This window comes from Pseudomonas sp. MWU318 (assembly GCF_016756945.1).
Taxonomy (GTDB): Bacteria; Pseudomonadota; Gammaproteobacteria; order Pseudomonadales; family Pseudomonadaceae; genus Aquipseudomonas; species Aquipseudomonas putida_A.
Genome location: NZ_JAESJL010000004.1, coordinates 338597 through 363009, shown reverse-complemented (window position 1 = coordinate 363009; position 24413 = coordinate 338597). Strand labels below are relative to the sequence as shown.

Annotated in this window: 29 protein-coding genes; 27 read left to right on the top strand and 2 right to left on the bottom strand. The window is 59.3% G+C overall.

What is annotated here, in order from left to right; genetic code table 11:
* Positions 1 to 34 precede the first annotated feature (34 nt).
* The 3 genes from JN524_RS12745 (at position 35) to rpoS (ending at position 2880) form a co-directional block, all read left to right on the top strand.
* Positions 35 to 670 (top strand): protein-L-isoaspartate(D-aspartate) O-methyltransferase, encoded by a 636-nt coding sequence (locus JN524_RS12745; RefSeq protein ID WP_169841266.1) that lies wholly within the window; start codon positions 35 to 37, stop codon positions 668 to 670.
* A 212-nt stretch (positions 671 to 882) separates the two neighbouring features.
* Entirely contained in the window at positions 883 to 1764 is an 882-nt protein-coding gene (locus tag JN524_RS12740; RefSeq protein ID WP_202369562.1) for a peptidoglycan DD-metalloendopeptidase family protein, read from the top strand.
* A gap of 105 nt (positions 1765 to 1869) precedes the next feature.
* A complete protein-coding gene (rpoS, locus tag JN524_RS12735) occupies positions 1870 to 2880 on the top strand; it encodes an RNA polymerase sigma factor RpoS (RefSeq protein ID WP_007964304.1) in 1011 nt (336 codons plus the stop codon).
* 612 nt (positions 2881 to 3492) lie between these two features.
* Here the strand turns inward: rpoS and fdxA are convergent.
* Both fdxA and mutS read right to left on the bottom strand, forming a co-directional pair.
* Positions 3493 to 3816, bottom strand: a complete 324-nt coding sequence (gene fdxA, locus JN524_RS12730) for a ferredoxin FdxA (RefSeq protein ID WP_003222178.1) — start codon at positions 3814 to 3816, stop codon at positions 3493 to 3495.
* 163 nt (positions 3817 to 3979) lie between these two features.
* A complete protein-coding gene (mutS, locus tag JN524_RS12725) occupies positions 3980 to 6562 on the bottom strand; it encodes a DNA mismatch repair protein MutS (protein ID WP_202369561.1) in 2583 nt (860 codons plus the stop codon).
* 200 nt (positions 6563 to 6762) lie between these two features.
* Here mutS and JN524_RS12720 point away from each other — a divergent pair, with 200 nt between their 5' ends.
* From JN524_RS12720 to JN524_RS12605, 24 genes are all read left to right on the top strand, one after another.
* Positions 6763 to 7506: a LexA family transcriptional regulator gene (locus tag JN524_RS12720; protein ID WP_202369560.1), complete on the top strand. Its 744-nt coding sequence runs from the start codon at positions 6763 to 6765 to the stop codon at positions 7504 to 7506.
* A 28-nt stretch (positions 7507 to 7534) separates the two neighbouring features.
* Complete coding sequence (locus JN524_RS12715; protein ID WP_202369559.1) at positions 7535 to 7843, top strand: hypothetical protein; 309 nt, start codon at positions 7535 to 7537, stop codon at positions 7841 to 7843.
* A gap of 177 nt (positions 7844 to 8020) precedes the next feature.
* On the top strand, positions 8021 to 8425 hold the full coding sequence (locus tag JN524_RS12710) for a tail fiber assembly protein (RefSeq protein ID WP_202369558.1): 405 nt from the start codon (positions 8021 to 8023) through the stop codon (positions 8423 to 8425).
* A gap of 141 nt (positions 8426 to 8566) precedes the next feature.
* Positions 8567 to 8908: a phage holin family protein gene (locus tag JN524_RS12705; RefSeq protein WP_202369557.1), complete on the top strand. Its 342-nt coding sequence runs from the start codon at positions 8567 to 8569 to the stop codon at positions 8906 to 8908.
* Between the two features lie 72 nt (positions 8909 to 8980).
* Positions 8981 to 9502, top strand: a complete 522-nt coding sequence (locus JN524_RS12700) for a hypothetical protein (RefSeq protein WP_202369556.1) — start codon at positions 8981 to 8983, stop codon at positions 9500 to 9502.
* A 3-nt stretch (positions 9503 to 9505) separates the two neighbouring features.
* Complete coding sequence (locus tag JN524_RS12695) at positions 9506 to 10114, top strand: phage baseplate assembly protein V (RefSeq protein WP_202369555.1); 609 nt, start codon at positions 9506 to 9508, stop codon at positions 10112 to 10114.
* Positions 10115 to 10128: 14 nt separating this feature from the next.
* On the top strand, positions 10129 to 10461 hold the full coding sequence (locus JN524_RS12690; RefSeq protein WP_202369554.1) for a phage baseplate protein: 333 nt from the start codon (positions 10129 to 10131) through the stop codon (positions 10459 to 10461).
* Positions 10458 to 11453, top strand: a complete 996-nt coding sequence (locus JN524_RS12685) for a baseplate J/gp47 family protein (RefSeq protein WP_202369553.1) — start codon at positions 10458 to 10460, stop codon at positions 11451 to 11453. The genes JN524_RS12690 and JN524_RS12685 overlap by 4 nt, the downstream gene beginning before the upstream one ends.
* Positions 11450 to 12085, top strand: a complete 636-nt coding sequence (locus tag JN524_RS12680; protein WP_202369552.1) for a phage tail protein I — start codon at positions 11450 to 11452, stop codon at positions 12083 to 12085. Before JN524_RS12685 ends, JN524_RS12680 begins: the two co-directional genes overlap by 4 nt.
* Positions 12086 to 14035, top strand: a complete 1950-nt coding sequence (locus tag JN524_RS12675) for a phage tail protein (RefSeq protein ID WP_202369551.1) — start codon at positions 12086 to 12088, stop codon at positions 14033 to 14035. It begins immediately after the preceding gene.
* An 8-nt stretch (positions 14036 to 14043) separates the two neighbouring features.
* Positions 14044 to 14469, top strand: coding sequence for a phage tail protein (locus JN524_RS12670; protein WP_202369550.1), 426 nt, complete (start codon positions 14044 to 14046; stop codon positions 14467 to 14469).
* 102 nt (positions 14470 to 14571) lie between these two features.
* The gene (locus tag JN524_RS12665; RefSeq protein ID WP_202369549.1) at positions 14572 to 14757 is read left to right on the top strand and encodes a hypothetical protein; all 186 of its coding nucleotides are present in this window, start codon (positions 14572 to 14574) and stop codon (positions 14755 to 14757) included.
* Positions 14758 to 14759: 2 nt separating this feature from the next.
* Positions 14760 to 15926: a phage tail protein gene (locus JN524_RS12660; protein ID WP_202369548.1), complete on the top strand. Its 1167-nt coding sequence runs from the start codon at positions 14760 to 14762 to the stop codon at positions 15924 to 15926.
* Entirely contained in the window at positions 15926 to 16432 is a 507-nt protein-coding gene (locus JN524_RS12655; RefSeq protein ID WP_016985055.1) for a phage major tail tube protein, read from the top strand. Before JN524_RS12660 ends, JN524_RS12655 begins: the two co-directional genes overlap by 1 nt.
* A 232-nt stretch (positions 16433 to 16664) precedes the next feature.
* Positions 16665 to 17246, top strand: a complete 582-nt coding sequence (locus JN524_RS12650; RefSeq protein ID WP_108589826.1) for a phage tail assembly protein — start codon at positions 16665 to 16667, stop codon at positions 17244 to 17246.
* A 128-nt stretch (positions 17247 to 17374) separates the two neighbouring features.
* Positions 17375 to 19588: a phage tail tape measure protein gene (locus tag JN524_RS12645; RefSeq protein ID WP_202369547.1), complete on the top strand. Its 2214-nt coding sequence runs from the start codon at positions 17375 to 17377 to the stop codon at positions 19586 to 19588.
* Positions 19588 to 19971, top strand: coding sequence for a phage tail protein (locus JN524_RS12640; RefSeq protein ID WP_047601251.1), 384 nt, complete (start codon positions 19588 to 19590; stop codon positions 19969 to 19971). Before JN524_RS12645 ends, JN524_RS12640 begins: the two co-directional genes overlap by 1 nt.
* Entirely contained in the window at positions 19964 to 20176 is a 213-nt protein-coding gene (locus JN524_RS12635; protein ID WP_202369546.1) for a tail protein X, read from the top strand. The genes JN524_RS12640 and JN524_RS12635 overlap by 8 nt, the downstream gene beginning before the upstream one ends.
* Positions 20177 to 20185: 9 nt before the next feature.
* Positions 20186 to 21214, top strand: a complete 1029-nt coding sequence (locus JN524_RS12630; protein ID WP_202369545.1) for a phage late control D family protein — start codon at positions 20186 to 20188, stop codon at positions 21212 to 21214.
* Between the two features lie 172 nt (positions 21215 to 21386).
* Positions 21387 to 21971, top strand: coding sequence for a phage tail terminator protein (locus JN524_RS12625; RefSeq protein WP_202369544.1), 585 nt, complete (start codon positions 21387 to 21389; stop codon positions 21969 to 21971).
* Positions 21968 to 22147 carry a DUF2635 domain-containing protein gene (locus JN524_RS12620; RefSeq protein WP_095138390.1) on the top strand — a complete coding sequence of 60 codons (180 nt, stop codon included), beginning with the start codon at positions 21968 to 21970 and terminating at the stop codon, positions 22145 to 22147. The genes JN524_RS12625 and JN524_RS12620 overlap by 4 nt, the downstream gene beginning before the upstream one ends.
* Positions 22147 to 23643, top strand: coding sequence for a phage tail sheath subtilisin-like domain-containing protein (locus tag JN524_RS12615; RefSeq protein WP_202369543.1), 1497 nt, complete (start codon positions 22147 to 22149; stop codon positions 23641 to 23643). The genes JN524_RS12620 and JN524_RS12615 overlap by 1 nt, the downstream gene beginning before the upstream one ends.
* A 67-nt stretch (positions 23644 to 23710) precedes the next feature.
* Entirely contained in the window at positions 23711 to 24058 is a 348-nt protein-coding gene (locus JN524_RS12610) for a phage tail tube protein (protein WP_007964335.1), read from the top strand.
* The gene (locus JN524_RS12605; protein ID WP_003222226.1) at positions 24055 to 24351 is read left to right on the top strand and encodes a phage tail assembly protein; all 297 of its coding nucleotides are present in this window, start codon (positions 24055 to 24057) and stop codon (positions 24349 to 24351) included. Before JN524_RS12610 ends, JN524_RS12605 begins: the two co-directional genes overlap by 4 nt.
* The last annotated feature ends 62 nt before the right edge of the window (positions 24352 to 24413 follow it).

Sequence of the window (24413 nt, the reverse complement as noted above, 5' to 3'; positions counted from 1 at the left end):
TGAACACGAAGACAGACTGCGCAGTGGCATCGGCATGACGTCGCAGCGCACCCGTGAACGTCTGATCCAGCGTCTATATGAGGAAGGCCTGTCAAACGCCAAGGTGCTGGAAGTGATCCGCCGTACGCCGCGTCATCTGTTTGTCGATGAAGCACTGGCGCACCGCGCCTACGAAGACACCGCACTGCCGATCGGCCACAACCAGACCATCTCCCAGCCTTATATGGTGGCGCGCATGAGCGAGCTGCTGCTGGAGGCGGGGCCGCTGGACAAGGTGCTGGAGATCGGCACCGGTTCGGGATATCAGACAGCCGTGCTGTCGCAACTGGTTGAGCGGGTATTTTCGGTCGAACGCATCAAGGTCCTGCAGGATCGGGCCAAGGAACGCCTCGTCGAGCTTAACTTGCGCAACGTGGTGTTCCGCTGGGGCGATGGCTGGGAAGGCTGGCCGGCGCTGGCGCCGTACAACGGCATCATCGTCACCGCAGTCGCGACCGACGTGCCGCAGGCCTTGCTCGATCAACTGGCACCTGGCGGGCGAATGGTGATTCCGGTCGGCTCGGGGGAAGTGCAGCAACTGATGCTGATCGTGCGTGAAGAACACGGCTTTTCCCGTCACGTATTGGGAGCTGTGCGCTTCGTGCCATTGCTCAATGGCCCGCTGGCCTGAGCATTTGTTTGCGGACGCTGAATTCCTCGCGCTGGCCTGTGTCTTACATCGGCAGCGATGGTTTAAACGCTACGAATTGTCCAAGGGCAAACGTGTGCGTGAAGCGTTTTCGCATCTTTAACGGTAAAGCCTGTTCGGCCCGTTATACTTGCGACACTACTTGCCGCGATTCGGCATTCCACATATTTCAGCCACCACAAAGGGAGCGGCGGGTGAGTCTCACAGTCATTGCGCAGCGTATGGGTAACACGAGCTTTCAGCGCCTGGTGACTGGCCTTGTATTGAGCACCCTGCTGGTCGGTTGCTCCAGCACCAAGTCGAGCAACGTGCGGGTGGTCGATCGCAACAGCGCGGCGGCCCAACGTCCGGCCGTCACGACCGGACAGTATGTAGTCCGCCCGGGCGATACGCTGTTTTCCATCGCTTTTCGCTACGGCTGGGACTACAAAGCCCTCGCGGCCCGCAACAATATTCCTACGCCGTATACGATCCACCCGGGTCAGACAATTCGCTTTGACGGTCGTACCGGTTCAACGCCGACAGCGGTGGTGAGCAACGGCGGTTCCGCGCCATCATCGTCGAGTAAAACTACGGTAATCCGGCGCCAGGCGAATGGCACGACGACCACCACCGTTACCGGCTCCGGGGCCGCTGCTGCGGGGGCCGCACCGTCCGTCGCGAACAAATCGGCTCCGGCTCCGATGCCTCCACCCGGCCCGGCCCCGACCGGCTGGGGATGGCCATCTAATGGCATTCTGATTGGAAAATTCTCTTCAAACGGTAGTTTGAATAAAGGAATTGATATCGCCGGAGATTTGGGACAGCCTGTTTTAGCTGCGTCTGATGGGACGGTGGTTTACGCCGGGAGTGGCTTAAGGGGCTACGGCGAATTAGTCATCATCAAACACAGCGAAACCTACGTCAGTGCCTACGGACATAACCGCAGGCTGTTGGTACGGGAGGGGCAGCAGGTCAAGGTCGGACAGACAATTGCCGAAATGGGGTCAACGGGTACAGACCGGGTGAAACTGCATTTTGAGATTCGCCGCCAAGGTAAACCTGTAGATCCGCTGCAGTTCCTGCCCAAACGTTGATTTGAGGCCAGCCTGTTCCGTCGCGTAGAGGGGACAGGCTCCAGCGCTGCCAAGGATAAAGGCGTCGCTTGAGCTTGGGGTCGAACTCACCAAAGGACTATAACAATGGCTCTCAGTAAAGAAGTGCCGGAGTTTGACATCGACGATGAGGTTCTCCTTATGGAGGCCGGCATCGATTCGGAATCTTCGATGTCGAATGATGAAGGGGCTGCTCCACCTTCCGTTCGTTCCAAATCCAGACAATCCGCTTCACTTAAACAACACAAGTACATCGACTACACTCGGGCACTCGATGCCACGCAGCTGTATCTCAACGAAATCGGCTTTTCACCACTGCTCTCCCCGGAGGAAGAAGTTCATTTTGCGCGTCTGTCGCAAAGTGGCGACCCTGCCGGGCGCAAGCGCATGATTGAAAGTAACCTGCGGCTGGTCGTGAAGATCGCCCGGCGTTACGTCAATCGGGGGCTGTCGCTGCTGGATCTGATCGAAGAGGGTAACCTCGGCCTGATCCGCGCAGTGGAAAAGTTCGATCCCGAGCGCGGCTTCCGCTTCTCGACCTACGCGACCTGGTGGATTCGTCAGACCATCGAGCGCGCGATCATGAATCAGACCCGGACCATCCGGTTGCCGATCCATGTGGTCAAGGAGCTCAACGTGTACCTGCGGGCGGCACGGGAGCTGACGCAAAAGCTCGATCACGAACCTTCACCTGAAGAAATCGCCAACCTGCTGGAAAAACCGGTGGGCGAGGTCAAGCGCATGCTCGGCCTGAACGAGCGGGTTTCTTCGGTCGATGTCTCGCTGGGTCCGGATTCGGATAAAACCCTGCTGGACACCCTGACGGATGACCGTCCGACCGATCCATGCGAATTGCTGCAGGATGACGACCTGTCGCAGAGCATTGATCAATGGCTCTCGGAACTGACCGACAAGCAGCGCGAAGTGGTCGTACGCCGCTTCGGCTTGCGCGGCCATGAGAGCAGCACGCTGGAGGACGTAGGCCTGGAGATCGGCCTGACCCGGGAACGGGTGCGGCAGATCCAGGTGGAGGGCCTCAAGCGCCTTCGCGAAATCCTCGAGAAGAATGGACTGTCGAGCGAGTCGCTGTTTCAGTAAGCGTCTCACACGCCTGCCGCAAGAAGCCCCGACTGGTTCGGGGCTTTTTTATTGCTCGGATATCGGCTGAAGACTTTCTGTGGCGAGGGAGCTTGCTCCCGCCGGGTTGCGCAGCAACCCCAAAAAATCATGAGCGCTGCGCACTCAAGCGGGAGCAAGCTCCCTCGCCACAACGTTCATTGCCGGACAAATGGTCAGCATTTCCATCGTTTGTAGTCTCGCGGTGTAAGCCTTGGCTTACTCTTTCGTAAGCGTTCCCCATTTTTGCAGGACGGTAGACGTCGACTTCTGCCGAGAGTCGTGTTTAACCAATTGATTTATATGCTTATTTTTTAATATGAAGTGCTTATTACAGCGACTTTCACCCTCCGGGGCCGATTGCTCTGGGCAGGGAACTCTTTAGTATCAGCACTGTGTCGACGGACAGACACGCCCTTCAAGGATGAGGGGAACGGACATCGCAGGACGCGATTCATCAGGACGATGAAAAGGAATACAGGGAATAGGGAAAAAATGTGGGCGGGTCAAACCGCCCCTTTTTTTTGCCTGTGGAAAAGTAAAACCCGAAAAAGCAAAAAGGCCCCAAGGGGCCTTTTGGTAACGCGCGACAGATCAGCGTTCGAGATCTTTGATCTTGCCTTTGACGCCATCCCACTCTTCGGCATCCGGCAGCGATTCTTTCTTCTCGGTGATGTTCGGCCAGATTTCGGCCAATTCAACGTTCAGTTGAATGAACTCCTGCATATCCTCCGGAACTTCGTCCTCGGAGAAAATCGCGACGGCCGGGCATTCCGGTTCGCACAGGGCACAGTCGATGCACTCGTCCGGGTGAATCACCAGGAAGTTCGGGCCTTCGTAAAAGCAGTCCACCGGACAGACTTCTACGCAGTCGGTGTACTTGCACTTGATGCAGTTGTCGGTGACGACGAAGGTCATTTCTAATTTTCTCCTCAGGCGGCGGCAGCGTAGCCCCTTCACGGTTGGGGTCGCCAGGTTCGGGAGCGATGTCTGCCAGCCAGGCTATTAGCCAGCAGCATCCCAAACCGCGCGAGATTCTAACAGCTTGAAGCCGTTTGCGTTATATCCGGTTCTTTGCTGCTTAGATCCGGTTCTTAAGTGCATATAACAATTCGAGCGCTCGACGCGGGGTCAGGTCATCGAGATCCACTTTGGCCAGCTCATCGAGCACCGGGTGCGGCAGGCTGGCGAACATGTCACTCTGCTGCGGGGTGGTCGGCTTGCCTTTGACGGCAGGCTTGGGCGCTTCATGCGGCAAAGCGGTGTCTTCCAGTCGGCTCAGGTGCTCCCGGGCCCGCACGATCACTTCACTCGGCACGCCGGCCAGTTGCGCCACCGCCAGGCCGTAGCTCTGGCTGGCAGGCCCCGGCAACACATGGTGCAGGAACACGATGCGCTCGTTGTGCTCAGTGGCGTTGAGGTGCACGTTAGCCACCAAAGGCTCGGCTTCCGGCAACACGGTCAGTTCGAAATAGTGCGTGGCAAATAGAGTATAGGCACGCAGATGCGCCAGACGCTCGGCGGCGGCCCATGCCAGGGACAGACCGTCGAAGGTGCTGGTGCCGCGACCGACTTCGTCCATCAGCACCAGGCTGCGTTCGGTGGCATTGTGCAGGATGTTGGCGGTTTCGCTCATCTCGACCATGAAGGTCGAACGGCCACCGGCCAGGTCATCGCTGGAACCGATCCGGGTGAAGATCCGGTCCACCAGCGACAGTTCGCAACTGGCCGCCGGCACGAAGCTGCCGATATGCGCCAACAGTACGATCAACGCGGTCTGGCGCATGTAGGTGGATTTACCGCCCATGTTCGGGCCGGTGATTACCAGCATCCGGGTGTTGTCATCCAGGCTCAGGTCGTTGGCCACGAACGGCGTGGTCAGCACCTGCTCGACCACCGGGTGACGACCCTGGGTGATGCGCATGCACGGCTCGCTGACGAAGCGCGGGCAGTTCAGGTCAAGGTTCAGCGCACGCTCGGCAAGGTTGCTCAGCACGTCCAGTTCGGCCAGCGCGCCGGCCGTGTCCTGCAGCGGAGGTAGTTGGCTGATCAGATCTTCCAGCAGCGCCTCGTAGAGCATTTTTTCGCGGGCAAGGGCACGGCTCTTGGCCGACAGTGCCTTGTCTTCAAATTCTTTCAGCTCGGGCGTGATGAAACGCTCGGCGCCCTTGAGCGTCTGGCGACGGATGTAGTCTGCCGGAGCCGATTCCGCTTGCTTGCTCGGCAGTTCGATGAAGTAGCCATGAATGCGGTTATAGCCAACTTTCAGGTTGGCCAGACCGGTGCGGGCTTTTTCCCGGGCTTCCAGATCGATGAGAAACTGGCCGGCGTTTTCGCTCAGCGACTGCAGCTCGTCGAGTTCGCTGTCGTAACCGGTTTTCAGCACGCCGCCGTCGCGGATCACCGCTGGCGGGTTGTCGATGATGGCTTTTTCCAGCAGCGCCGCCAGTTCCGGGTAGGTGCTGGTGGTAGTCGCCAGGCGTTGCAGGTGCGGTGCTTCGAGGTCGGTCATCGCCACTTGCAGTTGCGGCAGGGCTCCGAGAGCATCGCGCAGGCGAGCGAGATCACGGGGACGCGCATTGCGCAGGCCGATCCGCGCCAGAATCCGCTCGATGTCACCGATTTCCTTGAGCTGCGGCTGGAGTTTTTCGAAGCGGTAGCCGTCGAGCAGGCAAGTAATCGACGTCTGGCGCGCCAGCAGCACAGTCAGATCGCGCAGCGGACGGTTCAGCCAACGGGTTAGCAAGCGGCTGCCCATCGCGGTCTGGCAACGATCGACCACCGATTGCAGGGTGTTGTCGCGACCGCCAGCCAGGTTGGTATCGAGCTCAAGGTTGCGGCGACTCGCGCCGTCGAGCACCACGGTGTCGTCCAGGCGCTCATGGCGCAGGCTGCGCAGATGGGGCAGGGCGGTGCGCTGGGTTTCCTTGGCGTATGCCAGCAGGCAACCGGCGGCGCCGATGGCCAGGGTCAGGGTTTCGCAACCGAAGCCTTTCAGGTCTTGTGTGGAAAACTGCTGGCAGAGACTCTTCAGCGCCGAATCACGCTCGAAATCCCACGGCGCGCGACGACGCACACCACGGCGTTTTTCCGCTGGCAGGTCTTTCGGCCAGTCGTCCGGGATCAGCAGTTCCACCGGGTTGACTCGCTCCAGCTCCGCCAGCAGGTTTTCCCAGCCCTTGATCTCGAGCACAGTGAAGTTGCCGCTGGTGATGTCCAGCACCGCCAGACCGAACAGACGCTCGTCGCCGAGTACTGCGGCAATCAAGTTGTCGCGGCGTTCATCGAGCAGCGCTTCGTCGCTGACCGTGCCCGGGGTGATGATGCGCACCACCTGACGTTCGACCGGACCCTTGCTGGTGGCCGGATCGCCGACCTGCTCGCAGATCACCACCGACTCGCCGAGCTTGACCAGTTTAGCCAGGTAACCTTCCGCCGCGTGGTAAGGAATCCCGCACATCGGAATCGCCTGCCCCGCCGATTGGCCGCGCGCGGTCAGGGTGATGTCGAGCAACTTGGCCGCCTTCTTCGCGTCTTCATAGAAGATCTCGTAGAAGTCGCCCATGCGATAGAACATCAGCTGATCCAGGTGCTGATTCTTCAGGCGCCAGTATTGCTGCATCATCGGGGTGTGGGAGGACAGGTCGGAGACGGCTTTATTCATCGGATTGTCAGGTAACTCGTTAAATGATGTAGGGCAAAAGCGAGGGCAACCGCCGGGCTTTTCCGCGATGGGCGCAAGGTTACCATGGGCGGTCGGCTCGACGCAGGCATGACGGCCGGCTGACACTTTCTGCGTTTAATTGTGATTTATGCACTATTTATGCAAATCAGCATTTGTCTTCGGAAAAAACTTCAAGCACTATGCGCGTTATGCAAAAACGCAACGTATCCTCCGTCTTAAGAGCACTGCTCGACCAGCACGGGATCTCCCCCACGGAGCTCCACCGTCGCACCGGCGTGCCTCAATCAACGCTCTCGCGGATTCTCAGCGGGAAGATCGTCGATCCTTCGGATAAACACATTTCGAAGATCGCCGAATATTTCAATGTGAGCACTGATCAATTGCGCGGCCGCGCAGACGTCGCGATTGCGACCGGCGGCGCGCGCGATGACGTGCATGCGGAACTCAAGGACATAAGCCTGTGGGACGACGATACCCCTGTCGATGACGACGAGGTGTCGGTGCCCTTTCTTCGTGAGGTTGAATTGGCTGCTGGATCAGGAAGATTCGTCATCGAAGAGAGCGAACGCTCTAGCCTGCGCTTCGGCAAGCGCAGCCTGCGCCACAACGGTGTGCAGTTCGACCAGGCCAAATGCGTGACGGTGCGCGGTAACAGCATGATGCCAGTGCTGCGTGATGGCGCCACGGTCGGGGTGAACGCCGGCAAGTGCGGGATCGGCGACATCATTGATGGCGACCTGTACGCGATCAATCACAACGGTCAGTTGCGCGTGAAGCAGCTCTATCGCCTGCCGACCGGCATCCGTCTGCGCAGCTTCAACCGTGATGAGCATCCGGACGAGGACTACAGCTTCCAGGACATGCAGGAAGAGCAGATCGTCATCCTCGGTCACGTCTTCTGGTGGGGCATGTACGCCCGATAGATTTCACCGGTCATAGGAAACCCGCCTCATGGCGGGTTTTTTTTCGCCTGAACAAAACCCTCGACGCCTTGATTTATGCGCTCTGCATGCGTTCGTGCATTTGCTGCGCATAGATAAATGCATTTATGCATTGACTGTATATGCATCCATGCATATTCTTGCCACCAAGCCGCTCAACAAAGCGGCTGGCAACAACAGCTCTTTAGTTCCACAAGAACAGGCAGCGATGAACCGGCCTCAACGGTTCAGAGGGTTGGCAACTGACCCGGGTGTGCAGCGTAAAGCACCAAGAGCAGTTATCCGGCGGGCAGGGACCGCGGTCGGAAAAACAATTTGAATGGACTCGTACCGCGCCAGTAGCGCCGAAAAGTCAGCTTCCTTCTCGAATACAGGATTTGAAGGAAGGCGAAGGAGCGCATTACTGAAAAGCCCGGTGTTCAGTGCCGGGCTTTTTGGAATGCCTGCCAGGTTTCATCACGACGTTCATCGCTAACACTACACAAAGGAAGACTAAATGAATCTCTATGCACTGGTTGAGTACAGCAAAGTTACCCAGCTCAAGGAAAGTGAAGTCAGCCCGGAAGCACCTGCTTCGCCAACTTCGTTTTGGGTTGATGTAACAGGTAATACGCAGATTCGCGTCGGCTGGGGCGCAACATTCGATGGCGTCTGGACGTTCACGCCGCCCTCCGAGCAAGACCTTCGCAATGAAGCTGAAGAGCAGAAATGGCAGTTGCTGAATTTCGCTGCGGGCTGGCTGCTGCTCAACTCGCTGAATTACAAAGTTGACACCGGCATTGCCACTCCAACAGAGCAAGCCCTGCTGCTGGCGTACAAACAATATTGCATCGCCGTCAGCGACGTCGATAAACAGCCGGATTATCCCGCAACTATCGTGTGGCCAGTCGCCCCCTTCTGATTCAAATCCATCGTTATCAAAATCTGGAGCGCATTACTGAAAAGCCCGGCCTCAACGCCGGGCTTTTTGGAATGCCTACCTGAAGAGACATCGCTTGAACCCAACACACAACACTCATCAACTAGAACCAGGAGGCGTGACATGACAAACGAGCAACAAGCGTTGGCGGACATGCCGATCTGGCTGGTCATCCTCCTCGCTGTAGTGGGAGGGGTGTCCGGCGAAATGTGGCGTGCCGACAAGGAGGGCGCCCGCGGCTGGTCATTGCTGCGGCGTCTGGCCCTGCGCTCCGGCGCCTGCATGATCTGCGGCGTCTCGGCGATCATGCTGCTGTATGCAGCCGGGCTTTCGATCTGGGCCGCCGGTGCCTTCGGTTGCCTGACCGCCATGGCCGGTGCCGACGTCGCCATCGGTCTGTATGAACGCTGGGCCGCCAAGCGCATCGGCGTCTGCGAAGTTCCCCCGCCGCGCGATTCCCAGTAATTCAACACTTTCCTGCCTCGCTGCAACTGATGCGGCGGGGCTGCGCGTGGACAATTGAAAAGGAGGTCATGCATGCCCGCACCGATCCAGCAGCCTTCGCAGCTGTTCACGGCGATGGCGACGACCCTGCGCAACAGCGCCGGCCTTAATTTGCAAGTTGGCAATCACGACGACTTCACGGCACCCGGCGCTCAGGCCTGGGCATTGATCGACTTCGACCGTAATGCACCGGGCGCACGTGCCGCTGACGGGCGTATCGCCCACGTCATGACGGTGTCGCTGCAAGTCATTCCGGCACTTTCTGCGAGCGCATTTGCCGCCTGCGATCTGATCGCCGTACTGAAAAACCTGATCACCGACAACCGTTGGGACCTGCCCGGCGCTCAATGTGATCTGCCGATGAACATTGATGGTCTGCCGTCAGTGCTCACACGCGCCGATCAGCAATACAAGGCTTGGACCCTGACTTTCACCCAGACCCTCTACCTCGGCCCGACCCTTCTCGACGACCCGCTCGGTACGCCGAAATTCGCCCGTACCTGGGAAGTCAGCAACATCGACGACCCGGACCAATACACCGCGCTGGAGGCCTGACCGATGTTCGACGCATTACTGCGCATGCAATTGGGCCCGATCATCGAGCGGCTGGCGGAGATGGAAGCGGAGATCGACGACCTGCACCGCCGTGCCGAGAGTTTCTGTCGCATCGGCATCTGTCAGACAGTCGATGCGGCGAGCAACACCTGCCAGGTCAGTCACGGGGGACTGCTGACGCCAGCCATCAAGTTCTTCAACCCGAGCGCCGGGGCGCAGAGTGAATCGCGGATTCCGAGCGTGGGCGAGCAGTGTCTGCTGTTCAATTACGGCAGCGGTGAAAGCGGGGCGCAAAGCGTGGCGTTGTTCGGCTTGAACAGTGACCGGTTTCCAGCCGTTTCCAATGTGCCGACGTTGACTCGCCGCGTACATCAGGACGGTAGCGAAAGCGGCTACGACGACGCCTCTCACACCCTGCACTGGCAGAACGGCCCGGCCGCATTCAGTGGCTCTCGCGAATCACTTGAACTGAGCATCGGCCCGGCGCAACTGACGATGACGCCACAGATGATCAGCCTGCAACTGGGCGGCGTCGGCCTGAGCATCGACGCCTCGGGCGTGCACTTCAGCGGCCCGTTGGTGGATCACCAGGGCCGCGTCATCAGCCCCTGAATCAAGAGCTTCCCATGATCGGAATCGATAGAGACTCCGGGGCCACGGTCGACGACTGGCTGCAGTTTGTGCAGCGCGCGACACGAGCCCTGACCACGCCGCTAGGCACTCGGCAAAAAAGGCCCCTTTATGGCTCGCTGATCCCCACGCTGCTGGGGCAGAACATCGGTGACGACGTTCTGCTTCTAGCCCAGAGCCACGCGGCTCAGGCGTTCTACAACGCGCAGAACGGGATCAGCGATTTTCAGCCGAGCGTGATCGTCGCCAGCCGTCAGGGCGCCGGTCTGCTGCTGCGTTTCGCCGGTACCTGGAAAAACCGTCAACAGACATTCGAGGTCGTGACATGAGCATGTTGATCCCCGGCCAGAACCAATTGGCCGAACCGGCGCTGATCACCGTCGACGCCTTCGAAGACTTGCTCGCCGAGTTCAAGACCTTCGTCGTCGAATACGTCGGCGCCCGAGCGCCGGACAGCGCAGCGAAACTCAAGACCAGCCTCGATAACGAAAGCGAATTGCTGACCCTGGCGCTTGAGGCTTTCTGCGTGCGCCTGCAAACCCACGAGCGCAAATACAACGCCCGCATCAAGCAGATGCTGGCGTGGTGGGCGACCGGCAGCAACCTCGACGCACGGCTGGCAGACATGGGCCTTGAAAGGCAGTTGCTCGATGCGGGTGACCCGGCAGCCTTCCCGCCAATACCACCGATTTATGAAAGCGACGACGACGCCCGGTTGCGTTATTACCTGGCGCCGCACGCCCCGGCAGCGGGCTCGCGAATGCAGTATCGCCGCGAGGTATTCACCCTCGGTGAACGGCCAACGGTGAAGGTCGAATCCACCGATGCTGGTGTGGTGAATGTCACCTACACCTTCAACCCGGACGGCTTGGCGGCACAGGTCAAGGACGGCAATAGTCGGCGCACGGCGCCGGGCGAAGTGCAGGTCACAGTGCTCGCTCGGGAGGGTGACGGGACACCGTCGGAAGACCTGCTGGATGGCGTGCGTCAGCACTTCGCCCGCCCTGATGTGCGACCGGAAACCGACCTGGTCACGGTCAAGGCTGCGGACATTCAACGCTACAAAATCCGTGTCGTGGCGAAGATCAATTCCGGCCCCGATTCGGGCCTGACCAAAGTCGCCGCGCAGCAACAATTGCAGGCCTACGCCGACAGTTGCCATCGCCTGGAAGGGCGGGTCGATCCGAGCTGGATCGACTACACGCTGCACAGCGCTGGCGCCGTGCAACTGCAGATTCTTGAACCGCTGGAGCCGATCGTGACCACTGCGTTTCAGGCACCGTACTGCACGGCAGTCGAGGTCGAGGTACTGACGTTATGAGTGAGCCGACACAACGCCCGACCTTGTTGCCGGCCAACAGCTCGGCACTCGAACGTGGACTGGATCTGGGCTTCGGTGCGCTGCTTGATCGCATCGCGCCGCCGTTCCCCGAACTGATGAACCCGAGCGAAACACCGGTGGCGTTCCTGCCGTATCTGGCAGCGGATCGCGGCGTCGCTGAATGGAGCACCAGCGCACCGGAAGCGGAGAAACGCCTGACCGTCGAACTGGCCTGGCCCACCGCGCGCCAGGCCGGTACTCGCAAGGCGCTGGAGAACGCGGCCAAGGGTTTGCAGCTGCGCCCCGAAGTCCGCGCCTGGTACGAACAGACGCCGCCCGGCGTGCCTTACAGCTTCAGCGTGCGCGCCTTCAGCGACCAACCCTACAGCGCAGAAATCGACGCCCGTCTCGACCGGCGGCTGGCGGATGCCAAGAGCGAGCGGGACATTCTTTCGGTAACGGTTGGCTTGAGCGCGTTCGGCAGTCATTGCATCGCCGCTGCGACTTTCTGCGGAGAGCTGACGACGATCTATCCGGTGTTCATCGAAGGCCTCGAAACCTCTGGCGAGGCGTTCATGGCCGCCGCGATGTACACCGTCGAAACATCCACTATTTATCCTCAGGGGGCCTGAATGGCTGACTATTACACCCTGCTCACCAACGCAGGGATTGCCTACGAAACGGCGTGCAAGGCTGCGGGCACACCGATCAAGCTGACGCAGATTTCCGTCGGCGACGGCGGCGGCTCGGTCTACAACCCGGCCGCGACCGCCACCGCGCTGAAGCGCGAAGTCTGGCGCGGGCCGCTCAATGCGCTGTTCCAGGACGAAAAGAACCCGAGCTGGCTGCTCGCCGAAGTGACCATTCCGCCGGACGTTGGCAGTTGGTACGTGCGTGAAGCCGGGCTATGGACGGACACCGGGATTCTCTACGCCATCGTCAAATATCCGGAGTCGTTCAAGCCGGTGCTGGCGACGTCGGGCTCGGGCAAAGAGTTCTACATTCGCTCGATTTTCGAGACCAGCAATGCATCGCTGGTAACGCTGCTGATTGATGACACGGTGGTCAAGGCCACTCGTGCGTGGGTGACAGGGTATGTGGCGGATGAGCTAGCAAGGCTTGATGCCAAGCAGTCTGTGCGCGTGGCGACGACGGGCAATATTGTTTTGAACTCCGCGCAATCCGTTGATGGTGTTGCGGTTGTTGCTGGTGACAGGGTATTGGTGAAAAACCAGAGTCAGGCGAAAGATAATGGCATCTACATAGTTGCCAACTCCGCTTGGGTTCGCGCAAAAGATGCCGATAGCAATTTGAAAGTTACTTCCGGGCTGATGGTTTCTGTCGAGCAGGGTGCGACGTTGGCCGACACAATCTGGCAGTTGGTCACGGATGGAGAAATTGCGCTTGGTATTACCGCGCTTAACTTCCAAAACATTACTTTTGGTTTTGCACCACTGAAATCACCTGCGCTTCTAGATAATCCGACTGCCCCCACCCAAGCGCAGTTTGATAACAGCAAATTGTTGGCGACCACTGAATTTGTTCAACGGGCGCTGGGTAGTTATGCAGATTTGGTAACTTATCCGGGCAGCATTGATTTGACGGCAAATGATGTCGGCAGGTTGATCGCTCCTGGTGGATCAGGTTCGACAGTCACACTTCCCGACGCAGGCACCGTACCTCAAGGATCGATCGTTACTGTTTTGGCGGGATTGAATGGGGCAACGTTCAAGGCCAGAACCGGACAGACGTTGATCGCGATCAACGGTGCCGTGGGGCCCTTTACTCAGCCCCAATCGACGGTTTCGGCGTTTCGGCGTCTGAGTAATGGGCTCGGGTGGACCATGGAGGGCGGTGATGGAGCGCTGAAATATTCACCGATCATGTCTGGAGCGCACTGGATAACCGCACCCCAGTTTGATAATGGCAAGACGTTAGCTACCACTGAGTTCGTTCAGCGCGCTCTAGGAAACTTCGGCGGCCAGACAAACATCGTTACTCTTCCGGCCTCACTGACACCCGCTATGGCAGGACGAAGGATTGTAGTAACTGGTCCGGGAGCTTTGACTCTTCCTTCTCTAAGCGCCAGTCCTGTCGGGTCGAAGTTTTACATCCTCAACATCGGAACAGGGGATGTCACCGTCAATCGTCAAGGGACTGACACCATCGTAGCGCTCGCGAAAACACTCACCAGTATTACGGTCCAGAGCGCTTCTAATGTTGTTGTGACCTGCGGTGACAACAACTATGTCATTGAAGAGGGGGCTTCTTCACTCAAGTACTCGAATGAGTTTTCCGCCTTACTGTCTCCGAACGGCTATCAGAAACTCCCCTCCGGGTTGATCATTCAATGGATGACTGCCCAGTTTTCAAAGGCTGCACTGACTATCCCGTTCAATTTGCCCATTGCGTTTCCTAACGCGAACTTTGGCTGCACGGTCTCACAAACGGACAGCACAATTTATTCGCCATCTGGCTCACCTTTTGTGTCTGGTATGGCGAATGGATTGGGCCAGGTGGTTTTACAGTCGAACTATACGTCCAGTCAATCTGCAGTTCGAGTGCTTGCTTTCGGAGCTTAGGGGGTTAGATGATTTATTGCAGCAAGGCTACTGAGCTTTTTTATGATTCAAATTTGGGGGGCGAAATTCCAGACGATGCCGTCGAAATCTCGTTTGAATTACACGCTGAACTTATCAGTGCTCAGTCTCAATTCATGAAAATCAACTTTGAGACGGTTCCTCCCTCGTTGATTGAGCGGCCGCCGATCTCCATTGAGCAAGCGGCTGAGTTGGAGCGGAGTTGGCGCGACGGGCAATTGTCAAGAACAGACGGAGTTGTGTCGCGTCAGCGTGATGAGCTGGAGGCAGGAATACCGACTACGTTTACCGTCGAACAATACGCTGAACTTCAGCTTTTCCGGCATCAGTTACGCAACTGGCCGCAGGAAGCTTTTTTCCCATTTCAGGAGCATCGCCCGATAGCGCCTGATTGGCTGTCTGAGCAACTTCAATAATCGCCCCGAACCTCCGGGCGTTTTCTTATCCCTCGAGAAACCTTCAACACCCGCCAAAGCCCCTCCCCACGAGGGGCTTTCCCGTTTATGGAGAAACGAAAAATGGCAACCCGCCAAACCTACACCGTGCTCGTTCCATTCCCCACCGGCGGTGGGCACTGGTCGAGCGTCGGTCAAGACCTGGATCTGCTCGACGTCGAGGCCAGTGCCCTGCACAGCGCCGGTCGACTGGAACTGAAAATACCCTCCACCCAGGCCAAAAAGGCCGCTGCCAAGAAGGCTGACTAACCATGGCTGAGGTTTTGAACTTCGAGCACAACGGCATTACCGTCAATGCCACTGAATCCCCCGAGGCCATGGGTGGCCTGGGTGACAACGTTATCGGTCTGGTCGGCACCGCGCCGAAAGCCGATCCGCTGATTCCGCGCAACGCACCGTTTCGCATCAACAGCTTCACCACCCACGCGCTGCTCGATCCGACCGGCGCTGAAGAGGGCACGCTGTATCACGCGGTTTACCAGATCCTCAAAGTGGTCAAGGTGCCGGTGTACGTGGTAATCGTCGAAGCGGGCGCGACCCCGGCCGACACCGTCAACGCAGTGATCGGCGGTGTCGATCCAACCACCGGCCGCAAGCTCGGTCTGGCGGCACTGGGCAGTGTCCCGGAAGACCTGACCATCATCGGCGCGCCGGGCTTCACCGGCACCAAAGCGGTGGCCAGCGAGTTCGCTTCGTTCGGCAAACGCATCAAGGCCCGTGTGGTGCTGGACGGCAAAGACGCTTCGGTCGCTGATCAAGTGGCGTACAGCCAGGAACTGGGCGGCGCCGATCTCGGTTTCGACCGCTGCCTGGTGGTGCACAACATGCCGGCGGTGTACTCGAAAGCGGCGAAGAAAAGCGTCTTCCTCGCGCCGTCGAGCCTGGCGATTGCCGCGCTGGCCAAGGTCAAGCAGTGGGAGAGCCCGGGCAACCAGGTGACCTACGCCGAAGACGTGTCCCGCGTCGTTGAGTACAACATCCTCGATACCTCCACCGAAGGCGATCTGCTCAACCGCTACGGCGTGAGCTACTACGCCCGCACCGTGCTCGGTGGCTTCTCGCTGCTCGGTAACCGTTCGATCACCGGCAAGTTCATCAGCTACGTCGGTCTTGAAGATGCGATCAGCCGCAAGCTGGTCAAGGCCGGCCAGAAAGCCATGGCCAAGAACCTGACCAAGTCGTTCATGGATCAGGAGGTCAAGCGCATCAACGACTGGCTGCAGACCCTGGTCGCCGACGAAACCATTCCCGGCGGCAGCGTTTACCTGCACCCGGAACTCAACAGCGTCGAGAAGTACAAGAACGGCACCTGGTACGTGGTCATCGACTACGGCCGCTACGCGCCGAACGAACACATGGTTTATCAACTCAACGCCCGCGATGAAATCATCGAGCAGTTCCTGGAGGACGTTCTCTAATGTTTACCAACCGCGTAAGACAGGCCATCGCGGCCACCCTGCAAGGCCTGCCGTTGTCGGCGACCGTTGAGGAATTCACGCCACCGAAGATCGAATTCGACGTGGAAGAAATGCGTGGCGGCCGTTTCATCGTCGAAGAAATGGCCAAGGGCGGCAAAGCGCTCAACGCCAAGCTGACCCTGCAAGGTCTGGGTGCCGAAGTCATGCTCGCACTGGGCGTGAAGCTGGGCGACGACATCCTGCTGAACGTGCGTGAAGCCGGTCAGGATCAGGACGGCAACACCTGGTTCACCTACCACACCGTCGGCGGCAAGCTGAAATCCCTTGAGGAAACCGCAGTGAAAATGGGTGAAAAACCCAAGACCAATCTGGAGCTGTCCTGCCGCACCTACAACCGCCTGGAAAACGGCGTGCCGGTGATCGACATCGACGTGCGCACCCAGAAATTCGTGCTCAACGGCGTCGACATCCTTGGTGATGCGCGTCGTGCGGTGCTGATGCCGTAACGCTGTAAGCCAGCCAGGTACCTGACCTTGTGGAAGGGTGCTTTTGTGGTGAGGGGATTCATCCCCGATGGGTCGCGAAGCGGCCCCAACATTGAGTTGGCGATTTAGCGGATACGCACCTAACCAATGCCCGGGCTGCTACGCAGCCCATCGGGGATGAATCCCCTCGCCACAAAGGCTCCGTCTCCCAAGTGCTGCAACACCCCCTCAAGAATCACCAAGGAATTCATACATGTCGTGGATGCCACCCAAGCATGACCTGCTGTCGCCGATCACCGGTGACGACGGCGCGCAGATCGAGCAGATTCAGCTCAAGCCACTGTTCTACGCCGCACAGAAAGAAGCGCTGGAACGCGCCGGCGATGATGAAGACGATCAGTTCTTCGAACTGGCGCTGCTCGCCACCGGCCTGTCGGTCAAGGAACTCGACCAGCTCAAACGCCCGGACTACGTGAGCATCGCCCAGTACGTGCACGAGATGTCGACCCGTCCGGCGTCGCACTTTCTGGAGCAGGTCGAGGACGCGGAGAAGTCCGATGATCCTGACCAGATCCAGCTGCTGCAACCGCTGGCCGTCACCGGCCGCACCGTGACCTCGCTGTCGCTGGAAATGCCCGCACTGCGCGCCACCAAAGTGATGAAGAAACTGAAAACGGCCAAGGAACGCGCCGAGTTCATCACTGCCCATTGCACCGGCCTGATGATCCCCGATCTGGCCCAGCTGACCGTCCCTGACTGGACGCAATTGCAGGTGCGCATCGACGATTTTTTAAACCAGCCGGCGGCCTACTTTCGGAACGCGACATCGAAGTAATCCTCGATATCGTCCCGCTCATTTACCCGGTAAGTGAAGCGGAGATTCTGGAATGGGACGCCGAAAAGGCGTTGCGCCGCTACGACATAGCGATCACTCGCCTTGGCGTGAAACAGGAGTAGAGCGGCATGGCAGAGAACAAATACGCGCTCGCATACGCCGGTGAGATCAGCGACACAACGGGCGCAATCTTGCCCGACAACATCGGCAAATCGCTGCAGGATCTGAACCTGACACTGGCGTTGGCAAGCGTGGATATTCGTTTGCTGACTCAGGAGCAGGTCAAGCTGCGCGAATTGCTGGTCAGCCAGCAATCGTTGTTCAAGGTCGTCGCGGCGCCGCCAGCCGCCAACAGTGAGCCGAAGTCAAAACTCAAGGCGGAAATCGAGCAGCGTCCGCCACCGAAAAAGCTGCAATCGGCGATGGCTAACGAGACCGCGCTGGTTGAATTGAATCAGGTGTTGCACCTGAGCAACGAATCGCTTCAGGCACTTTCGGAAAACAACCTGGAAATCGCCAGTGATAAACGGGTTGCCCCCAGTGGGGCTACTGGCGCGGATTTGTTGGAAGTACAACTCGCGGCGCTGCGTTCCGGCATCAGTGATGGTCTGGAGGGCGAGCAGAAAAAAGAGGCATTACAGGACTTCTCCCGTGATGCCGCCATCAATGCCTCGGCCTTCAAGATCGATGTCAAGGCTGCTGGCGAAATGTTGTCGGGCTGGCGCACCGCTCTGAAGCTTGATCGGGTGCAGAGCCAGGATCTGGCAGACGCGACCAGCTACCTTGGCAACAGTGGGCTGAACGTCAAAACCGCTGACATCGGTGGCGTCGTTCAAAGCGCCGGTGAGGGCGCCAAAGCTGCAGGGATGACACCCGAGCAAGTGGCTGCGCTTGCGGCGGCGTTTCTCAACAGTGGCGCTAGCAAGGCAGATGCCGGAGCGGCGCTGAAGAGTTTCACGACGGTTCTGGGCAAGGGAGAGTCCGCATCATCGGCGCAGCGCTCGGCCTGGGCCGAAATGGGTCTGAACCCCGAGTCGTTAGCGCGTGGGATGAGTGACGACGCACCCCAAACGATCAGGTTGGTTCTGGAAGAGCTCAAGAAACAACCGGAAGAGAAACAGGCTTCGCTGACAAAAACGCTGTTTGGCAACAATGATGCAATCCTTGAGTTGTTGAAGAAGCCAGAGGATGTTCAAACTGCATTCAAGCTGGTGTCTGACAAGTCCCTGTATGCAACATCCAAACGCGGTGAGGATGCAGGCTCGGCGGCAGAAACCGCTGGGGCTTATGGCAATACATCGCAGGGGCGCTGGAATGCGCTGGATGCGAGTCTCAACAGGCTGTCCACGGCAGTCGGCAACTCATTGGCCCCGGTGACAGATGGCTTTGCCGTCGCGCTCACGGCGGTGGTCAATGGACTGAGCGCCGCAGCCGAAAGCTTCCCGTTCGTCACAGCTGCACTGACGTTGCTTGGGGCGGCTGCCACGCCGTTCGTAGCGGGCACATTGAAGACCGGTGTGTCTTCAGTGTTCGATGCGATTTCCACGAGGCTATTGCGACTGGCTGCAGCGCGTTTACCGTCCGAAATCGGCGATATGATCGACGGTGACGATGACGACAGTGGCGGTCGAAAAAAGAAGCGATCAGCTCGCGGGTCGGGTCAAGGCAAACGAGCCAAGCCACCTGCGAAAAGTGCTCAGCCCCGCACGCCAGCTGTGCGCCAAAGCCTGGGCAATCGCTTGCGCGGTGCAGCGCTCAAAGTCATGCCCGCCATCAAAAGCACGGCTGCCAAGGTCTTGCCCGCAGTGCGCAGCGCAGGCGCGAATGTCATGCCGATGCTGTCTCGGGCTATGCCTTTGGTGAGTAAAGTCGCTGCACCTTTGATGGTCGCCCATGCCGCATACACAGGCCTGAAAGGCTTGCGTGAAGGTGATGACAAAGCGGTGGGAAGCGCAAAAGGTGAGCTGGCGGGTACAGCTATTGGCGCGTTTCTCGGCTCGCTTATTCTTCCGGGTGTCGGTACGGCCATCGGGAGTGTCGTAGGTGGACTCGCAGGATCCTACCTGGGGGAAAAACTTGCCAGTCCGCCTGCCGATAAACTCGCTGCGCCGGGAGAGGTCGCAAAGAGTCTGGTCAACGCTCCCACCCAAAATCAAAACCAGCAAGTCACCTTCTCCCCACTGATCCAGGTCACCTGCCCGGCGCCAGATACTGCCGAGCAGATTCGCACGATCATCGGCCAACAACTGAGCGGGCAATTCCACGGGCAGTTCCTGCCGCTGTTGACCAACAATCCGCTCGCCACCCGCCGTGACGCAGCCCTGACCGATGGAGTCGCCTGATGAAACAACAAATGGCTCTAGGCAGTTTCATCTTCGGCCTGTCGCGCAACTTTGCTTACAGCACGCTGGCGCGAAAGTCCGACGGTGGCTGGAGCGACATCCAGATCCTGACCAGCAAACCCAAGTCCAGTCAGACCGGGCAGAAAGCGGAATCGCTGACCATCAGCGGCACCTCAATGTATGCCGTGGCCATGGATCGACTCGATGAATTGCGCGCGCTTCAGGCACAGCGTGTGCCGCTGCCGTTGATTGACGGTATCGGGCGCAACTGGGGTCTGTGGCGGATCAACAGCATCGACGAGAACCAGAGCGAGGTCATCGATGACGGCACCGCGATGGTGATCAAGTGGGTGGTCGGATTAACGGAGTTCAACAATGCGTAAGGTACGAAGCGTGGCCGGTGATTCAGTGAATCTGCTGCTCTACCGCGAAACCGGGCGCAGTGATGACGCCGCCGAAGAAGCTCTGTGGACACTCAACCCGACCCTGGCCGAACACGGCCCGATCCTGCCCGCAGGCGTCTGGGTCACGCTGCCGGAACTCGACGCGAAACCGGCCGCGATCAAACCGGTTACGGCGTGGGATTAAGGAGGACGCATGGCACTGGGTTTTACCCCGGCGATACACATTTACGGGGCCCATTCGGCCCTGCTCAATCAACGCCTGATCAGTTGGGAACACATCGATGCAGCCGGTTTCGAGTCCGATCAACTGACGTTGACGATTGACCTTGAAGGCCTCGAAGGGCTGCCGGATCTGGGCGGGAAAATCGGCCTTGAGGTCGGTTATCTGGAGTCGGGAATGGTCGACAAGGGCCAGTTCAAAGTGACGCGCCTGACGCCGACGCTGTTCCCGTTCCGCCTGACGCTGGTGGCCACCGCGGCGCCGTTCAGCAAGGATGATGAGACGGGCTTCAAGCAACGTCGCACGGCCAGTCATGGCCCGACCACCTTGGGTGCGCTGTTTCGCAAACTGGTGTCGAGCCATGGCTTTTCACCGCGCGTTGCGCCCGAGGTGGCGATGATCAGAATCGAGCACGTCGACCAGTCCAACGAAACCGACATGAGCTTTCTGACGCGCCTGGCGAAAAAGTACAACGCGGTGACCAAACCCTACAACGACGTGTACGTGCTGGCCCGTCCCGGCCAGACCAAATCGTTGTCGGGCCAGGTGCTGGCGGACGTGACCTTGTCGGTGACCAGCAACAACCGTCCCGGCGATCACGCGTTCGTCAGCGCCACGCTGGAGGAGTCTGCCCGCGAGCAGACCAAGGGTTGCAAGACCTGTTTCTGGGATGGTGCTGCCGGCGTGTTGCGCTGGGTTGAAACGGGGCTTGCGCCGTTCAAGACCCTGCGCCAGAAACAACCCACTGAAGCCGATGCGATCGCCGTCGGCGAGGGCGAAGTGCGCAAGATGCTCCGGCAGAAGTACAAGGTGAAGATCACCTGTCCCGGCAATCCACTGCTGGCGGCCGAAGGTCTGGTGCTGCTCGATGAGACCTGGCCGGACTTCATGCGTGGGCGCTGGTCGATCGAAAAAGTCACCGCCAGTGGCAATCGAGAGAACAGCTATCGCTGTGTGATCGATGCCAGCGGCCTTGATCCCAAGGCTGAAGCCAAGGACTGATTCCCCGCTTTGTCACTGTGATGAAGATCCCTGTGGGAGCGGGCTTGCCCGCGAAGAGGCCAGCCCGTTCAAAAGAGATGCCGGTTGATCCACCGCCATCGCTGGCAAGCCAGCTCCCACAGGTTTTGCAGTGTTCTGCAGACCGCTTTTCATTCAACTCTGGAACACCACCATGAAGATCACCCCGATCCTCACGCAGCTGCGTGGGCAATGCCCAAGCCTTGCCAACCACATTGCGGTGGGTGTCGATCTGGCGTTGCTGCAAGGCAACGCCGATCTGCCGACACCCTCGGCCCATGTTCTGCCCCTGGCGGATCTCGCCAGCACCAGCACCGCACAAAACCTCACCGCGCAACCGATCCGCGACCGCTTCGAAATCGTCTTGGCGCTCGACGCCAGCGACAGCACAAAAGCGCTGGATCTGTTGCACGACCTGCGCGTCGAACTGTGGCGCGCGCTGGTGGGATTCAAACCGGGCAATGACTACAGCGCCATCGTCTACGACGGCGGCGAGATGGTCTCGATCAACAGCAGCCGGGCCTTCTATCGGCTGCGCTTTTTTACCGAGTTCCAGCTCGGCCGCAATCTGCCGAGTCAGCCTGCGGAGAGTTGGCACGAACGTGAACTGGACGGTTTGTCGTCCTTTATCGGGGTCACCGTGCGGGTCGATGCGATCGACCCGGCCGACCCCAATCTGAAACACCCGGGCCCTGACGGGCGCGTGGAAATGACTTTCTCTGGAGACGTAACCCCATGAGCAATCGCATCACCGTACTGCCGGCCGCTGGCCGTGCCGTGCCTGACCCGGAAGCGGGCGATCTGCTGCCCAAAGAAGGCCGTGAAGTGCTGGACAGCGCCTGGTGGCGCCGACGTCTGGCCGACGGCGATATCACTATCAAAACTGTAAAAGTCAAAGCACAGGGAGCCAAATAATGGCGATCGGATTCAGCAACATCCCCGCGGACATTCGTGTACCGCTGTTCTATGCCGAAATGGACAACTCGGCCGCCAATAGTGCGACTTCGGCCATGCGCCGTCTGATCGTCGCTCAGGTCAACGACAACGTCGCCCCGACTGAAGTCGGCAAGCTGGTGCTGGTCTCCAGCGTTGCGCTGGCGAAAAGCATCGGTGGTCAGGGCTCGATGCTCGCCTCGATGTACGAGACCTTCCGCAAGGCCGACCCGATCGGCGAGATCTGGTGCCTGCCGCTGCACAACACTGAAGGCGCGATCGCCAAAGGCGTGCTGACCCTGACTGGCACTGCGACTCAGGCTGGCGTGCTCAACCTGTACGTCGCTGGTGTGCGCGTGCAGGCCACCGTGGTCAACGGTGCCACCGCTGCTCAAGCGGCTACCGCACTGGCACAGAAAATCAACGCCACCGCCGATCTGCCGGTCAGCGCTGCGGCTGCCGAAGGTGTGGTCACCCTGAACGCCAAGTGGACCGGCGACAGCGGTAACGATATCAGCCTGCAGTTCAATCGCCTGGGCAAGAGCAACGGCGAAGAAACCCCGGCCGGCCTGACCACTGCGATCACCGCCATGACCGGCGGCGCCGGCGTGCCGGACCAGGTCGCAGCTGTGGCTGCACTGGGCGACGAACCTTTCGAGTTCATCGCACTGCCGTGGTCGGATCTGTCGACCCTCAATACCTGGCAAGCAGTGATGGATGACAGCACCGGTCGCTGGTCCTGGGCCAAGCAACTGTTCGGTCACGTCTACAGCGCCAAGCGCGGTACCGTCGGCACCCTGGTTGCTGCTGGCCAGGCACGTAACGATCAGCACATGACCATCCAGGCGCTGGAGCCGGGCGTACCGCAACCTTTCTGGGTCCAGGCTGCCGCACTGGCTGCGCGCACCGCGGTGTTCATCTCCGCCGATGCCAGCCGTCCGACCCAAAGCGGCAGCCTGCCGGGTGTTGATCCGGCGCCGGCCAGCGAGCGATTCACCCTGACCGAGCGGCAGTCGCTGCTCAACTACGGCATCGCCACGGCCTACTACGAAGGCGGCTACGTGCGCATCCAGCGTTCGATCACCACCTACCAGAAGAACGCTTACGGTCAGGCCGACAACTCCTACCTGGACAGCGAAACCATGCATCAGTCGGCGTTCATCGTGCGTCGTCTGCAAAGCGTGATCACCAGCAAGTACGGCCGGCACAAACTGGCTTCCGACGGCACCCGTTTCGGCGCCGGCCAGCCGATCGTCACCCCGGCGACCATTCGCGGCGAGCTGATTGCGCAGTACGCCAAGCTGGAACTGGAAGGCCACGTGGAGAACGCCGAGCTGTTCGCCGAGCACCTGATCGTCGAGCGCGACGTACAGGATCCGAGCCGCGTGAACGTGCTGTTCCCGCCGGATTACATCAACGGTCTGCGCGTGTTCGCACTGCTCAACCAATTCCGTCTGCAATACGACGACGCGGCCTGATCGCCGCGTTTGGCCGTAAGCATTCAGCCCACTCCGGTGGGCTTTTTTATTTGAAGGGAGTAACACCATGGGTCAAGTGATTGCAGGCACCTGCTACGTCAAAGTCGACGGTGCACAACTGACTATCAACGGCGGCTGCGAAGCCCCGCTGATGGCCGTCAAACGCGAAACCGTCGTACCGGGTTTCTACAAGGAAACCGACGTCGCGCCGTCGTTCAAAGTGACCGCGCTGCACACCGCCGACTTCCCGCTGAAGAAGCTGATCGAAGGCACCGACATCACCGTTACCTGCGAATTCAGCAACGGCAAAGTCTACGTGCTGGCCGGTGCCTATCTGGTCGAAGAGCCGGTATCCAAAGGCGATGACGCCACCATCGAACTGAAATTCGAAGGCATCAAGGGGACCTGGCAATGAGCGGCGCCGTGAAGCTTCAGGTTGCGATCGAAGCTCACGGCGAGCCCCTGACCGAACTCGTCCTGCGCCGTCCGACGGTGCAGGAAGTGCGAGCGATCAAGGCGCTGCCGTACAAGATCGACAAGAGCGAAGAAGTCAGCCTCGACATGGACGTGGCGGCCAAATACATCGCCGTGTGCGCCGGTATTCCACCGTCGTCGGTCAACCAGCTCGATCTGGCTGACCTCAACGCGCTGAGCTGGGCCGTTGCGAGTTTTTTCATGAGTGCGGCGTCGGAGCCATCACCGACCTGATCGCAGTCGCCTATGACCTGGCCTGGTTCTGGAAGGTTGACCCCGAACAGATGATGGCCAGG

Excerpts from the sequence above, each read along its gene's own strand:
- JN524_RS12745 (WP_169841266.1), top strand. The coding sequence starts at position 35 with ATGACGTCGCAGCGCACCCGTGAACGTCTGATCCAGCGTCTATATGAG.
- rpoS (WP_007964304.1), top strand. The coding sequence starts at position 1,870 with ATGGCTCTCAGTAAAGAAGTGCCGGAGTTTGACATCGACGATGAGGTT.
- fdxA (WP_003222178.1), bottom strand. The coding sequence starts at position 3,816 with ATGACCTTCGTCGTCACCGACAACTGCATCAAGTGCAAGTACACCGAC.
- mutS (WP_202369561.1), bottom strand. The coding sequence starts at position 6,562 with ATGAATAAAGCCGTCTCCGACCTGTCCTCCCACACCCCGATGATGCAG.
- JN524_RS12720 (WP_202369560.1), top strand. The coding sequence starts at position 6,763 with ATGCGCGTTATGCAAAAACGCAACGTATCCTCCGTCTTAAGAGCACTG.
- JN524_RS12715 (WP_202369559.1), top strand. The coding sequence starts at position 7,535 with ATGGCGGGTTTTTTTTCGCCTGAACAAAACCCTCGACGCCTTGATTTA.
- JN524_RS12710 (WP_202369558.1), top strand. The coding sequence starts at position 8,021 with ATGAATCTCTATGCACTGGTTGAGTACAGCAAAGTTACCCAGCTCAAG.
- JN524_RS12705 (WP_202369557.1), top strand. The coding sequence starts at position 8,567 with ATGACAAACGAGCAACAAGCGTTGGCGGACATGCCGATCTGGCTGGTC.
- JN524_RS12700 (WP_202369556.1), top strand. The coding sequence starts at position 8,981 with ATGCCCGCACCGATCCAGCAGCCTTCGCAGCTGTTCACGGCGATGGCG.
- JN524_RS12695 (WP_202369555.1), top strand. The coding sequence starts at position 9,506 with ATGTTCGACGCATTACTGCGCATGCAATTGGGCCCGATCATCGAGCGG.
- JN524_RS12690 (WP_202369554.1), top strand. The coding sequence starts at position 10,129 with ATGATCGGAATCGATAGAGACTCCGGGGCCACGGTCGACGACTGGCTG.
- JN524_RS12685 (WP_202369553.1), top strand. The coding sequence starts at position 10,458 with ATGAGCATGTTGATCCCCGGCCAGAACCAATTGGCCGAACCGGCGCTG.
- JN524_RS12680 (WP_202369552.1), top strand. The coding sequence starts at position 11,450 with ATGAGTGAGCCGACACAACGCCCGACCTTGTTGCCGGCCAACAGCTCG.
- JN524_RS12675 (WP_202369551.1), top strand. The coding sequence starts at position 12,086 with ATGGCTGACTATTACACCCTGCTCACCAACGCAGGGATTGCCTACGAA.
- JN524_RS12670 (WP_202369550.1), top strand. The coding sequence starts at position 14,044 with ATGATTTATTGCAGCAAGGCTACTGAGCTTTTTTATGATTCAAATTTG.
- JN524_RS12665 (WP_202369549.1), top strand. The coding sequence starts at position 14,572 with ATGGCAACCCGCCAAACCTACACCGTGCTCGTTCCATTCCCCACCGGC.
- JN524_RS12660 (WP_202369548.1), top strand. The coding sequence starts at position 14,760 with ATGGCTGAGGTTTTGAACTTCGAGCACAACGGCATTACCGTCAATGCC.
- JN524_RS12655 (WP_016985055.1), top strand. The coding sequence starts at position 15,926 with ATGTTTACCAACCGCGTAAGACAGGCCATCGCGGCCACCCTGCAAGGC.
- JN524_RS12650 (WP_108589826.1), top strand. The coding sequence starts at position 16,665 with ATGTCGTGGATGCCACCCAAGCATGACCTGCTGTCGCCGATCACCGGT.
- JN524_RS12645 (WP_202369547.1), top strand. The coding sequence starts at position 17,375 with ATGGCAGAGAACAAATACGCGCTCGCATACGCCGGTGAGATCAGCGAC.
- JN524_RS12640 (WP_047601251.1), top strand. The coding sequence starts at position 19,588 with ATGAAACAACAAATGGCTCTAGGCAGTTTCATCTTCGGCCTGTCGCGC.
- JN524_RS12635 (WP_202369546.1), top strand. The coding sequence starts at position 19,964 with ATGCGTAAGGTACGAAGCGTGGCCGGTGATTCAGTGAATCTGCTGCTC.
- JN524_RS12630 (WP_202369545.1), top strand. The coding sequence starts at position 20,186 with ATGGCACTGGGTTTTACCCCGGCGATACACATTTACGGGGCCCATTCG.
- JN524_RS12625 (WP_202369544.1), top strand. The coding sequence starts at position 21,387 with ATGAAGATCACCCCGATCCTCACGCAGCTGCGTGGGCAATGCCCAAGC.
- JN524_RS12620 (WP_095138390.1), top strand. The coding sequence starts at position 21,968 with ATGAGCAATCGCATCACCGTACTGCCGGCCGCTGGCCGTGCCGTGCCT.
- JN524_RS12615 (WP_202369543.1), top strand. The coding sequence starts at position 22,147 with ATGGCGATCGGATTCAGCAACATCCCCGCGGACATTCGTGTACCGCTG.
- JN524_RS12610 (WP_007964335.1), top strand. The coding sequence starts at position 23,711 with ATGGGTCAAGTGATTGCAGGCACCTGCTACGTCAAAGTCGACGGTGCA.
- JN524_RS12605 (WP_003222226.1), top strand. The coding sequence starts at position 24,055 with ATGAGCGGCGCCGTGAAGCTTCAGGTTGCGATCGAAGCTCACGGCGAG.